The organism is Pseudomonas sp. Irchel s3h14, from assembly GCF_900187425.1.
Lineage (GTDB): Bacteria > Pseudomonadota > Gammaproteobacteria > Pseudomonadales > Pseudomonadaceae > Aquipseudomonas.
Genome location: NZ_FYDJ01000003.1, coordinates 99,880 through 112,976 on the forward strand (window position 1 = coordinate 99,880; position 13,097 = coordinate 112,976).

The window sequence follows — 13,097 nt, forward strand, 5'->3', positions numbered from 1 at the left end:
TCCCTGCACTGAATCAGACCTTGTTGAACAGGCCCAATTGCGCAATCTTGCTGAACGCCAACTGCGAGGCCTGCAACATGGTTTGCTGCAAGGTCAGGCGAGTCATTACTTCGGCAGGATCGGAATCACGGATCGTCGACTGTGTTTGCGCGTTCGCCAGCACCATCGCCTGGTTGGTATCACTCTGAGTATCCAGCGCCGAGCCGCGACCGCCGACCGAGCTCAAGCCGGCGGACAATTGATCGATGCCGCTGGCGAGGTTACCCATCCCCGATACCATCGCCGCCAGTTGCTTCTGGGTCGCGACGGCGTTACCTGTGGTCGGCGTGTTCAGTGCGGTTTTCAACTGGCTCACGGTGTCCAGAATGTTCTGGGTCTCGTGGGTGTTGACCGCCACGTTGAACTGATCGCCTGCCAACAGTGGATTGGCCGGGGTGTCATTCAGCGTGAATTCCACACCCGATGCCGTGGCGGTATTACCCACCATCGTTCCACTGGAGACCGGCTTGCTGTCGGCGGTGATGGGTGCGGCGTACAAGTCGAACGCGCTGGCGCTGGTGAATTTCAGCACCGCCGAGCCACTCGGGAAGCTGGCGTGGTACGCGGCCGGGTTGGTGATTCTGGTGCTGGTCGCCTGGACGGTGCTCGGGTTGCCCGGTCCACGGGAAACGTTGAACGTGTCCGGCTTCGCTTCCAGCTTGAACGTACGCCCGGCCAACGCAGCGTTGGGGTCATTGAAGTTCAGGGTCAGGTCGACACCGCGAAAGCTCACACTCTGGTTCTTGCCGTTGGTGATGAGGCCGCCCTGAGTGGCTTCATTCGTCACGTCGTTGCCGCCCGCATCAGTAATCTTCAACTGAGTGCCACTGGTAAATTCCACCAGGTACGGCTCGCCGCCGCGGAATTTATTGTTGTATGACACGCTCGACGACACTTGCCCGTCGGACAGAGTCACAAGACCGTCATTCATCGACCCGGTAACCTGGGTGCGGCTGGTGTTGATCGCTTGCTGGAACACTTCCCAACCGGTGCTGTTGGTGGCCATCGACATGCTGTCGCCGATCGGCAGGTTCAGGGTCACCTGGTCGCCGTTGTAGCTGTAGGTGCCATCGGAGTTGCGTGAGAACGGAGCCGTATCGCCCTTGGAGCCGGCGAAGATGTATTTGCCGTTTTCATCCTGGCTGTTCATCAGGCTCAGCAGCTGCTCTTCGATCTGGCCCAGTTCCGAGGCGTTGGCCTGACGGTCGGCATCGGTGTAACCGGCGTTGTTGGCACCGATGGCCAGTTCCTTGGCACGTTGCAACACGTTGTTGATGCTGGTCATCACTGACTCGGCCTGACCCAGGGTCGCCTTGATCGTGTTGGTGTTGGCCTTGTACTGATCAAGCATCGAAGCCTGCTGACCCAACTGCAACAGACGCGAGGCGCCGACCGGATCATCGGCGGCCGTGTTGACGCGAACCAGGCTGCTGGCCTCTTCGCTGCTCTTGACCACGTTGGCGAAGTTCTTCTGATAGTTCGCAGCCGAGGACTCGTAAAACTGGGCGGTAGAAATGCGCATGGGCTACGACTCCTTAAATGCTGTTGATCAATGTGCTGAAAATTTGCTGCGCAGCCTTGATGATCTGCGAAGAGGCGGTGTAGTACTGCTGATACTTGACCAGGTTGCCGGTTTCCTCATCGAGGTCGACACCCGAAAGCGAGTCGCGCGCACCTTTGGCGTTCGCCAGGATGGCTTCGGTCGCGGCGCTGTCGAGCTTGCCCTGGGCGGCCTTGGAGCCAACGCCTTCGACCAGTTTGCCGTAAGCGTCGTTCAGCGAAATACCTTTGCTGGCGGAGCCGGTGTCCACGGTTTGCGCGGTCTGCAAGCCGGCCAGTGCGGTGCCGTTACGGTTGTCCAGGCTGCCCGGCTGACTGAGCGAGACGTTGATCCCGGCGCCGTTGCTGGGGGAGCCGGCGATGGTCATGCTGAAGGCCGCGGTGTACTGAGTCGCAGGCGCAGGCGGGATCGGCGCACCCGTGGCATCCTTGAGCGGAATACTCAGGTTCAGGGTGTTGCTCTCACCTGGCTTGATGGTGCCGCTGCTGATCACCCCACCCTTGGCATCCAGAAACTGGTAGGCCTGGCTGGTGCCGTCGGCGGACACCGCACCAAATACAACCTTGGTCGGCGTGGAGTTTTTCAGGCCGTTTTGCATCGCGGTTTTGGTGGCCGCGTCGTAGATATCGAATTGGGTGGTCAGGGTCGGTTGGCCGCTGGCCGGAATGGTCAGGGTGCCATTGCCGCTGCCGCTGGCCGCGATGGCCGCACCCAACGGTGCCGCGATGGCCAGACGTTTGGAGTCGGTCATCTCGGTCTTGATGTTGGCGGCCGCGTTACGGGTCGGGGTGATCTTGAAGGTATCGCCTGCAGCGGCGGTGCCACCGGTTAGCTTCAAGGAGAAACCTTCGATCACCGGCGCGGGTGTGGTCGTCGTGCTGTAGCTGCCGCCCACAGACGTATTGTCTGGCAGGCGCTGCACGGTGTAGTCGGTGGCGCTGGTGAACGTCACTTTGTAATCGTTGATGGTCAGCTTGCCGGTGTCTTCGATGCTGACATCGAAGTTGCCCGAACCCACGCTGTTATTGCCGGAGGCGATGCTGCGCTGAGCCATCTGCGCGGCACTGTTGACGCTGTTGAACAGGTTCGAACCGAAGTCACCGTTCTTGTCGATGCCCTGGGCCTGAATACTGTTCATCTGATCGGCGACGACCAGAGCGACGCGACCCAGTTCGTTCATGGCAGGGTCGAGCACGGTGCTGCGATAGCGCAGCAAACCGCCGATTTCGCCACCGGTCATGATCGACGTGATATCGATGGTGCTCGAACCACGATTGAGTTGCAGCGACAAGCGGTTCGGGTCGTCTTTGCCCGGCACGACTTCGAGTTTGTTGACGGTGTTGCCCATGACCAACGGCTGGCCGCTGCCCAAGTAGATATCGACGTTACCTTCACGTTCAACGATCTGCGCGCCGGTAAAGGTCGAGAGCTGGCGTACCGTCTCGTTACGGGCGTCGAGCAGCTCGTTCGGCATGCCGCCGGAGCTGGAAATCTCGGAAATCTTCTGGTTCAACTGCGCCACGGTGGCGGCCAGTTTATTGACCTGATCGGCCATGCTCGTCAGGTTGCCATTGATGTTCGCGTTCTGCGCGTTCAACTGGCTGGACACCGAATTAAAACGGTTGCTCAAGGCCTGGGCATCGCTGAGCAGCAACTGGCGTGAAGCGTCGTCACCCGGTTTGGCGTTGACGTTCTGTACCGAGGCGAAGAACTTGGTCAGTGCGCCATTGAGGCCGGTGCCGCTGTCCGACAGCAGTTTGTCCAGCGGCGTGACCTGACCCAGGTACGCGGCCGAATCACTGTTGAGCGACGTGGTGGTCTGCAGTTGGGCGTCAAGGTAGCTGTTGTACACCCGACGTACATCGGCCAGGGTCGTGCCGGTACCGATGTAGACATTGCCGAACTGCTGCGAGGCTTTGGTGCCCTGCACGGTCTGCTGACGCGAGTAACCCGCGGTATCGACGTTGGCGATGTTGTTACCCGTAGTCATCAACGACGATTGGCTGGCTGACAGCCCCGACATCCCGATGTTGAGCAAACTCATGGTTCAGACCTTATAGCTTATGCCTATAGAGGCGTGGTGGTAGCGCCCGCCGCAGCGTAGTTCTGGTAACTCGTCATCTGCTTGGCTATCTGCGAAATCTTGCTTGCGTAGTCCGGGTCGGTTGCATAACCGGCCTTTTGCAACTCGCGTACAAACTGTTCTGGGTTATCGGCCGACTTCACAACATCTTGATAGCGATTGTTGGTTTGCAGCAGCGTCACAAGGTCATGGAAGCTGTCCTTGTAAGAGTCATAGGAACGGAACTGAGCCGTCTCCTTGACCATCTCGCCATTCCTGAATTCGCTGGTGATTGCCCGCGCCGATTCGCCCTCCCAACTGCTGCCGGCCTTGATGCCGAACAGGTTGTGACTGCTGCTGCCATCCTGGGCGCGCATGACCGATTTGCCCCAACCGGTTTCCAGGGCGGCCTGCGCCACCAGGTAACGCGGATCGACACCAATGCGTTCGGCGGCCTCTTTGGCCATCGGTAGCATGGTGTTGACGAATTCGTCGGCGGAACTGAACGCTTTCTTCGCCGGTGCCAGCGGTATTTGCGCCATGGCACGACCATAAACCTGCAGGCGCCCGCTGGATGTCGTATCCGTTTGCGAAGCCAGCCAATCGCCGTTGTACAGGGGACCGGCACCGGTCTTGGTGCTCTGCGGCATTTGGATGTTGTTCTGCGCCGTCGCGGCGGTCGCGGCAGTGGTCGATGCCGACGGCACCAGCCCTGCGAGCAAGCGATCGGCCAGTTTCGGCGGCAGCGCCAGGCGTCGCTGATTGATCAGCGCCATGTCATTGCGATGAGTGCCCTCGCCCGCACTGGCCGACGACATCACCGAGCGCGAAGCCCACAACGGACGCTCGCCATTGAGGCGCGACAGCGGCCCGTTGGTGGCGACCGTACCGGCGGCAATCGGGGTTTCCACGGCGGCTTTCGCGGCAGCTTGCTTGGCGGCTGACGCAGCAGCAGCCTCGCCCGGGGCCAGCGGTTTGTTCTTCGACATCTGACGCATCAGCACGTCAGCCAGACCAATGCCACCGCCCTCACGGGACATGGAAACGGCCAACTGCTGGTCGTACATTTCCTGGTATTGCTTGGCTGCCGGCGTGTTGAGCGGATTGTCCTGGCCCAGCGCGTCGGTGGCCGAGCGCATGGACTTGAGCATTTCACCGAGGAACAGCGACTCGAATTCCTGCGCAACCTTGCGCATGTTCGCGTCACTGTCCTTGTCGCCGACCTTGAGCTGGTTCAAGCGATTCAGGTCCGAGTAGGAACCCGAATCGTTGCTGCTGACTCCCAATCCGCCCTTGCGCATATCCATGGTCGCCGTCCTCAGATCACGATCAGGTCGGCTTGCAACGCGCCGGCCTGTTTCAGTGCTTCGAGGATGGCCATCAAGTCACCCGGCGCCGCGCCGACCTGGTTCACCGCACGCACGATTTCGTCGAGGGTGGTGCCCGGACCGAACTTGAACATCGGCTTGGCTTCCTGCTGGGCGTTGACCCGCGAGCGCGGCACGACCGCCGTCTGCCCATTGGACAGAGGGCCGGGCTGGCTGACGATCGGGTCTTCGGTGATGGTCACGGTCAGACTGCCGTGGGTCACGGCGGCCGGGGAAACCTTGACGTTCTGGCCGATCACGATGGTGCCTGTCCGCGAGTTGATGATGACTTTCGCCACCGCCTGACCCGGGTCGACTTCAAGGTTCTCGATGATCGACAAATAGTCGACGCGCTGACTCGGATCGAGTGGCGCACTGACGCGAATCGAACCGCCGTCGATGGCCTGGGCAACGCCAGGACCGAGCATATTATTGATCTTGTCGACGATGCGCTTGGCCGTGGTGAAGTCCGAACGATTGAGGTTCAGCGTCAAGCTGTTGCCCTGGTTGAACCCGCTCGGCACCGAACGCTCAACCGATGCACCGCCCGGGATACGACCGGCCGACGGAACGTTGACAGTGATCTTCGAACCGTCACGACCTTCGGCATCAAAACCGCCGACCACCAGGTTGCCCTGAGCGACCGCATAGACGTTGCCGTCGATACCCTTGAGCGGCGTCAGCAGCAAGGTGCCGCCGCGCAGGCTCTTGGAGTTACCGATGGACGATACAGTGATGTCGACCTGTTGACCCGGCTTGGCGAACGCCGGCAAATCAGCACTGATCGACACCGCCGCAACGTTCTTCAACTGCACGTTACCCGAACCCGCCGGCACCTTGATGCCGAACTGCGAGAGCATGTTGTTGAAGGTCTGCAGGGTGAACGGGGTTTGCGTCGTCTGGTCACCGGTACCGTTAAGCCCGACCACCAGGCCGTAGCCGATCAATTGGTTGGAACGTACGCCGGAAATACTGGCGATATCCTTCAGCCGCTCGGCTTGCGCGTTGAACGCTGCAGACAGCATCAGGGCGGCCACCATCAGGTGTTTAAGATTCAACGTAGCCACCTAGAAAGGGAACAGCGGGCTGAGGAAGAAACGGTCGAACCAGCCTGGCTGACTCGCATCGGCAAACGAACCGGTGCCCGAATAGGTAATGCGTGCATCGGCGATACGGGTCGACGAAACGGTGTTGTCAGTCGCGATGTCATCGGCGCGAACAAGCCCTGCAATCCGCACCAGTTCATCACCGGTATTGAGGGTCATCCACTTCTCGCCGCGTACGGCGATGATGCCGTTGGGCAACACGTCGGCGACGGTCACGGTGATCGAACCGGTCAGGCTGTTGCCCTGCCCGGCCTTGCTGTCACCCTTGGTCGCGCGGTCGCCGCTGTAACTCGCATTCAGCGTCAGGTCACCGTCACCCAATGGATTGGTGACGTGAGGAATTGTGCCGAACAGCGACGTCAGGCCAATGCCGGCCTTACTGTTCTTGGCCACTTGCGAGTTGGCATTTTTACTGGCCTGGGTTCTTTCGTTCAGGGTGATGGTGATGATGTCACCGACCCGGAACGCCTTGCGGTCGCTGTACAGGTTCTGTTCGAAACCGGCCTGGTAGATCGAGCCGTTATTCGCGGCGGCGGGCAACGGCGTACGCGGCAACACCGGGGCGTAGTAAGGGTCATTGGGCTTGGGCGTCGGACCGACGCAACCCGCCAGCGCGGCGACGCCACTCAGTGCCAGAACAGATACAAAGCGATTCATGACCCTACCTCACGGTGTTGCAGGCGACCTCATAGCCGCCTCATAGACTTGATTACAGATTCTGCGTTACGAACGAGAGCATCTGGTCGGCGGTGGAGATCACCTTGGAGTTCATCTCGTAAGCGCGCTGAGTGGTGATCATGTTGACCATCTCTTCAACGGTGCTGACGTTCGAGGTTTCCAGGGTGTTCTGCAGCGTGGTGCCGAAACCGGCCAGACCCGGGGTGCCGACTTGCGGCGCGCCGCTGGCAGCGGTTTCCAGGAACAGGTTGTTGCCCACAGCCTGCAGACCGGCCGGGTTAATGAAGTCGGCGGTTTGCAGGTTGCCGATCACCTGGGATGCCGGGTTGCCGGCAACGGTGATGGACACGGTGCCGTCGCGACCGACCGTGAAGGTCTGGGCATCGTTCGGGATGACAATGGCCGGTTCCAGGGCGAAGCCGTTGGCGTTCACGATCTGACCGTTGGAGTCCAGGTGGAACGTACCGTCACGGGTGTAGGAAGTCGTGCCGTCCGGCTGCAGAATCTGGAAGAAACCGCGACCGTCGATGGCCATGTCCAACGGCTGCTCGGTGGTTTGCAGGCTGCCGGCGGTGAAGTTTTTCTGGGTGCCGACAATGCGCACACCGGTACCCAATTGCAGACCCGACGGCAGTTCACTGTCCTGGGTCGACTGGGCGCCTGGCTGGCGTTTGATCTGGTAGAGCAAGTCCTGGAACTCGGCGCGGTCACGTTTGAAACCCGTGGTCGACACGTTGGCCAGGTTGTTGGAAATGGTCGTCAGGTTGGTGTCCTGGGCGGACAGGCCTGTTTTGGCAACCCATAGAGCCGGAAGCATTCGATTCTCCTCGTGCGCCTGTTTTACGGCGCGACGTTCTGATAATTAGCTGATCTGCAAGACCCGAGCCATGGCCTGGTCGTCTTCTTTGGCGGTGTTCATCATCTTGATGTGCAGCTCGAACTGCTTGGCCAGGGCCAGCACCGAGGTCATCTCTTCCACGGCGTTGACGTTGCTCGACTCAAGGAAACCGGACACCAGTTTGACGTCGGCATCGGCTTGCGCCGGCTTGCCGTCCTTGGTGTGGATCGAACCGTCCAGGCCTTTGGTCATGTTCTTGAAGTCTGGGTTGACCAGTTTGATGCGGTCGACTTCCGCCATCACGCGAGGACCTTCGCCCATCGCACGAATGCTGATGGTGCCGTCCTCGCCCACTTCGATTTGCTGCTCGGGTGGCACGGCAATCGGCCCGCCATTACCCATCACCGGCATACCGTTGCCGGCCCGCAGCACGCCCAAGGCGTCGACGTTCAGGCTGCCGGTGCGCACGTAGCTTTCGCCGCCGTCCGGGTTCTGCACGGCGATCCAGCCATTGCCTTGCACCGCGACATCGAGGTCGCGACCGGTTTCCACCAATGCGCCAGGGGAGAAGTCGGTGGCCGGTCGTTCGGACAGGGCAAACGCACGCGCCGGAAAGCTGTCACCGAACACCGGCATCGAACGCGCCTGCTCCAGGTCTTTCTGGAAACCGTTGGTGGAGATGTTCGCCAGGTTGTTCGCATGAGCCTTCTGCGCCAGTGCATTCTGGCTGGCGCCGGTCATTGCCACATAAAGGTACTTGTCCACACTCTTTCCTCTGCATGCCGGACGTTTGCCGCCCACTGCTGTACTGCTGAGCCATAAGCAATTTGCAGACCAACTTTTTTCTGGCGGCGCAGGGCCCGGCAAACAAAGGACTTGAGGGATTCAGAGGGGATTGGAGGATTGTGTCGAAGACGAAAAACCGGCGGTGTTATGCCGCTTCACGGCAAGTGCCGACCTCTTCGGCTCAACACCGACCTCGTAGCAGCTGTCGAGCTTGCGAGGCTGCGTTCGGCTGCGAAGCAGTCGTGAATCCGGTGCTCGCGGTCATCCTGAAACACCACAGTGTCTGAATTAACGACTGCTTCGCAGCCGAACGCAGGCTCGACAGCTGCTACAGGGACCTATGCGCTGCCGTGTTCTTTACCAACTTCGTACTCACGCAATTTATTGGCAATGGTCGTATGCGAAACCCCCAGCCGCTTGCCCAGTTGGCGACTGCTCGGATGCTCGGAATACAAGCGTTCAAGCACCGCTTTCTCGAAACGCCCGACAATCTCGTCCAGCCCGCCCTCGAGCGAGAAATCGCCAAGCGGCTGACGCACGCCGTAGTCCGGCAGGCGAATATGTTCGGCCTTGACGGTCCCGCCCTCGCACAAGGAAACCGCCTGGAACAACACGTTCTCCAATTGCCGAACATTGCCCGGCCAGTGGTAATGACTGAGCCGCTCCATCGCCGCCGGCGCCAGTTTTGGCAGCGGGCAACCGATCTGCCGACTGGCCTGATCGAGGAAGTGTTCCACCAGCGGCGTCAGACCATCGAGGCATTCGCGCAGTGGCGGGATGTGCAGCGAAAGCACGTTCAAGCGGTGATACAAATCCTGGCGAAATTCACCCCGCGCGCACAACTCGGACAGGTCGACCTGCGTCGCGCAGATCACCCGCACATCCAGATAAACCTCTTCATCACTGCCCACACGACGGAAGCAACCGTCCTGCAGGAAACGCAGCAATTTCACCTGCAAACGCGGGCTCATTTCCCCGACACCATCGAGAAACAGCGTACCGCCCGCCGTCAGTTCCAGCAGCCCGAGTTTGCCTTCGGCCCGCGCCCCTTCGAAAGCGCCGGGACCGTAACCGAACAGCTCCGTCTCAGCCATGGATTCCGGCAGACCGGCGCAGTTGAGCGCCATCAACGGCGACTGCCCCCGCGGACTCGCCAGGTGGCAGGCGCGCGCCAACAACTCTTTACCGGTGCCGGTTTCACCTTCTATTAATAGCGGCGCATCCAGCGGCGCCATGCGTCGAGCTTCGCGTACCACCGCGGCCATCACCTTCGAGCTTTGGAAAATGCTGTCAAAACCGCGCAGCTCCTGCTTGCGCACGTTATAGATGCGTTCGCCGACCCGGTCGGCGCGGTGCAGCGTGAGAACCGCGCCGGCCATGGCTTCGCTGTCGTCATGCTCCGATTGCAGTGGCGCGATGTCGGCGAGAAACACGTCGCCCTTCACCTTCACCCGCAACCCGTTGATCCGCGACTTGTTGGCGCGCACCAATTCTGGCAAGTCGAAATCCTCGGCGTAACGCGACAGCGGAATCCCCGGCACCTCATCCACCCGCACGCCGAGCAACTGCGCCGCCGCGCGGTTGGCCGCGACGATCGAGCCGCCCATGTCGATCGACAGCACCGGAAACTCCAGGGCGCCGAGCAACGCATTGAGTTCCATGTGCCGACGCTCGCTGGGCATCAGCCCTACGCGCTTGACGCCGAAGACCCCGGCAATCGATTCGAATTTCGGACGCAATGCCTGAAACTGAATGTTGATCAGGTTCGGGCAATGCAGGTAGATGGCATTGCCTTGCTCACCGCCGACCTCGCCGCGAGCGACGTTGATCCCGTACTCCACCAGCAGGTTGAGAATGTCGCGCAGGATACCGATGCGGTTCTGGCAGTGGACTTTGATACGCATATAAAGGCCCGAAACAGGAGAGATCGAGGGCCTGAGCCAGGAATTTTCTGCACAGGCGCCAACTTAGTCGTCAAGATTATGTGACACCTGCACACCATTTCAAACCCGGAAATCTCAATCCCTGCGCCATAGCGGCTGATCCGTAACGAAAACTTTACGAAAATCGACGAATTTTCCTACGCACGACGCGACTCGCGTGCTGCAACACTGCATTTCTTGAGGTATTTCTAGGTCCATAGCAGGACATAACAAGAACGAAATCCCCTAGCAGGAGAGCAGCATGAAGCAGACGCAATACGTGGCTCGCGAGCCCGATGCGCAAGGTTTTATCGACTACCCCGCCGAAGAACACGCGGTGTGGAACACGCTGATTACTCGCCAACTGAAAGTGATCGAGGGTCGTGCGTGCCAGGAATACCTGGACGGTATCGAAAAACTCGGCCTGCCCCACGACCGCATTCCGCAACTCGGTGAGATCAACAAGGTCCTCGGTGAAACCACCGGCTGGCAGGTCGCCCGGGTACCCGCACTGATCCCCTTCCAGACCTTTTTCGAATTGCTCGCCAACAAGCAGTTCCCGGTGGCGACGTTTATTCGTACCCGCGAAGAGCTGGATTACCTGCAAGAGCCGGACATTTTCCACGAGATCTTTGGCCACTGCCCGCTGCTGACCAACCCTTGGTTCGCCGAATTCACCCACACCTACGGCAAACTCGGCCTACAGGCTTCCAAGGAAGAACGCGTGTACCTCGCGCGCTTGTACTGGATGACCATCGAGTTCGGCATGGTCGATACACCAAAAGGCCTGCGCATCTACGGCGGCGGCATTCTCTCCTCGCCGAAAGAAACCGTTTATTGCCTGTCGGACGAACCTGAGCATCAGGCCTTCGATCCGCTGGAATGCATGCGCACGCCGTACCGCATCGACATCCTGCAACCGCTGTACTTTGTCCTGCCGAACCTCAAGCGCCTGTTCGACCTCGCCCACGAAGACATCATGGGCATGGTCAAGCAAGGCATGCAGCTGGGCTTGCGCACACCAAAATTTCCGCCAAAGGCTGCGTGATCCGCAGCTTTTAGAATCAAGTGAGCCTGTCAGGAACCGACGCTTTGGTTTAGCGTGGTGAATTGACGGCCGAATTCCAATAATTCGATTTCAGGAACCCATCATGTCCACATTGAACCAAGCCCATTGCGAAGCCTGCCGCGCCGATGCCCCTCAGGTCAGCGACGAAGAACTGCCGGTACTGATCAAGCAGATTCCTGACTGGAACATTGAAGTGCGCGACAGCGTGATGCAGCTGGAAAAAGTTTTCCTGTTCAAGAACTTCAAGCACGCGCTGGCGTTCACCAACGCCGTCGGTGAAATCTCCGAGGCTGAAGGTCACCACCCAGGCCTGCTGACCGAGTGGGGCAAAGTCACCGTGACCTGGTGGAGCCACTCCATCAAGGGCCTGCATCGTAACGACTTCATCATGGCCGCGCGCACTGACGAAGTGGCCAAGGACGCCGAGGGCCGCAAATAATGCATTTCGACGCCATCGGTCGAGTACCCGGCGACCCGATTCTCGGCCTGATGGAGGCCTATGCGCAGGACCCCAACCCGCGCAAATTCGACCTCGGCGTGGGTGTCTATAAAGATGCCCAGGGCCTGACACCGATTCCCCAGTCCGTGAAGCTCGCCGAGCAGCGTCTGGTGGATCGTCAGACCACCAAGACCTACATCGGTGGTCACGGTGAACCGGCGTTCGGCAAGGCCATCGTTGAATTGGTGCTGGGTGCCGATTCGCCGCTGATCGCCGAACAACGGGCCGGCGCAACGCAAACGCCGGGCGGCACTGGCGCGCTGCGCTTGAGTGCCGACTTCATCGCCCAATGCCTTCCGGGCCGTGGCGTGTGGCTGAGCAATCCGACCTGGCCAATCCACGAAACCATTTTCGCGGCGGCCGGGGTCAAGGTCAGTCATTACCCGTACGTCGGCAGCGATAACCGCCTCGACGTCGAAGCGATGCTCGCGGTACTCAATGAAGCGCCGAAGGGTGATGTGGTGCTGCTGCACGCCTGCTGCCACAACCCGACCGGGTTCGATCTGTCCCATGACGATTGGTACCGGGTGCTGGACGTGGTGCGCAGTCGCGATTTGGTGCCACTGATCGACTTCGCCTACCAAGGCTTCGGCGATGGCCTGGAACAGGACGCCTGGTCGACCCGGTTGTTCGCTGCCGCGTTGCCGGAAGTGCTGATCACCAGTTCCTGCTCGAAGAACTTCGGTCTGTACCGCGACCGCACCGGCGCGCTGATTGTCTGCGCGAAAACCGCTGACAAGCTGGTGGACATCCGCAGCCAACTGGCCAACATCGCCCGCAACCTGTGGTCGACACCGCCGGATCACGGCGCGGCTGTGGTGGCGACGATCCTCGGTGATCCAGAGCTGAAAAGCCTCTGGGCCGACGAAGTGGAAGCCATGCGTTTGCGTATCGCCCAACTGCGCAGCGGTTTGGTCGAAGCGCTTGAACCTCATGGTTTGCGCGAGCGCTTTGCGCACATCGGCGTGCAGCGCGGGATGTTTTCCTACACCGGTTTGACGCCGGATCAGGTCAAACAACTGCGTGATCATCACAGCGTTTACATGGTCAACTCAGGCCGGGCCAACGTGGCCGGGATTGATGCGACGCGTCTGGATCTGCTGGCTGAGGCCATTGCCAAGGTTTGCAAATAACCCCCGCCTTACGCTGAACGTTCCCACGCTCTGCGTG

Annotated in this window: 11 protein-coding genes; 3 read left to right on the plus strand and 8 right to left on the minus strand. The window is 60.1% G+C overall.

Annotated elements, in window-relative coordinates:
- Window positions 1-13: 13 nt before the first annotated feature.
- The 8 genes from CKW16_RS07105 to CKW16_RS07140 all read right to left on the minus strand — a co-directional run bounded on the left by CKW16_RS07105 (window position 14) and on the right by CKW16_RS07140 (window position 10,341).
- Window positions 14-1,561: a flagellar hook-associated protein 3 gene (locus tag CKW16_RS07105; RefSeq protein ID WP_095127792.1), complete on the minus strand. Its 1,548-nt coding sequence runs from the start codon at window positions 1,559-1,561 to the stop codon at window positions 14-16.
- 13 nt (window positions 1,562-1,574) lie between these two features.
- A complete protein-coding gene (gene flgK / locus CKW16_RS07110; protein ID WP_095127793.1) occupies window positions 1,575-3,644 on the minus strand; it encodes a flagellar hook-associated protein FlgK in 2,070 nt (689 codons plus the stop codon).
- 23 nt (window positions 3,645-3,667) lie between these two features.
- Window positions 3,668-4,969 (minus strand): flagellar assembly peptidoglycan hydrolase FlgJ, encoded by a 1,302-nt coding sequence (gene flgJ, locus CKW16_RS07115; RefSeq protein WP_095127794.1) that lies wholly within the window; start codon window positions 4,967-4,969, stop codon window positions 3,668-3,670.
- Window positions 4,970-4,980: 11 nt separating this feature from the next.
- The gene (locus tag CKW16_RS07120; protein WP_095127795.1) at window positions 4,981-6,069 is read right to left on the minus strand and encodes a flagellar basal body P-ring protein FlgI; all 1,089 of its coding nucleotides are present in this window, start codon (window positions 6,067-6,069) and stop codon (window positions 4,981-4,983) included.
- A 27-nt stretch (window positions 6,070-6,096) separates the two neighbouring features.
- Entirely contained in the window at window positions 6,097-6,792 is a 696-nt protein-coding gene (gene flgH, locus CKW16_RS07125) for a flagellar basal body L-ring protein FlgH (RefSeq protein WP_095127796.1), read from the minus strand.
- Between the two features lie 52 nt (window positions 6,793-6,844).
- Complete coding sequence (gene flgG, locus CKW16_RS07130) at window positions 6,845-7,630, minus strand: flagellar basal-body rod protein FlgG (RefSeq protein WP_095127797.1); 786 nt, start codon at window positions 7,628-7,630, stop codon at window positions 6,845-6,847.
- 45 nt (window positions 7,631-7,675) lie between these two features.
- A complete protein-coding gene (locus tag CKW16_RS07135; RefSeq protein ID WP_056742140.1) occupies window positions 7,676-8,416 on the minus strand; it encodes a flagellar basal body rod protein FlgF in 741 nt (246 codons plus the stop codon).
- Between the two features lie 359 nt (window positions 8,417-8,775).
- The gene (locus CKW16_RS07140; RefSeq protein WP_095127798.1) at window positions 8,776-10,341 is read right to left on the minus strand and encodes a sigma-54-dependent transcriptional regulator; all 1,566 of its coding nucleotides are present in this window, start codon (window positions 10,339-10,341) and stop codon (window positions 8,776-8,778) included.
- Between the two features lie 280 nt (window positions 10,342-10,621).
- Here CKW16_RS07140 and phhA point away from each other — a divergent pair, with 280 nt between their 5' ends.
- The 3 genes from phhA to CKW16_RS07155 all read left to right on the plus strand — a co-directional run bounded on the left by phhA (window position 10,622) and on the right by CKW16_RS07155 (window position 13,060).
- Complete coding sequence (phhA, locus tag CKW16_RS07145) at window positions 10,622-11,407, plus strand: phenylalanine 4-monooxygenase (protein WP_095127799.1); 786 nt, start codon at window positions 10,622-10,624, stop codon at window positions 11,405-11,407.
- Window positions 11,408-11,510: 103 nt separating this feature from the next.
- Entirely contained in the window at window positions 11,511-11,867 is a 357-nt protein-coding gene (locus CKW16_RS07150; protein WP_008030478.1) for a 4a-hydroxytetrahydrobiopterin dehydratase, read from the plus strand.
- Window positions 11,867-13,060 carry an amino acid aminotransferase gene (locus CKW16_RS07155; protein ID WP_095127801.1) on the plus strand — a complete coding sequence of 398 codons (1,194 nt, stop codon included), beginning with the start codon at window positions 11,867-11,869 and terminating at the stop codon, window positions 13,058-13,060. Before CKW16_RS07150 ends, CKW16_RS07155 begins: the two co-directional genes overlap by 1 nt.
- Window positions 13,061-13,097: the final 37 nt, after the last annotated feature.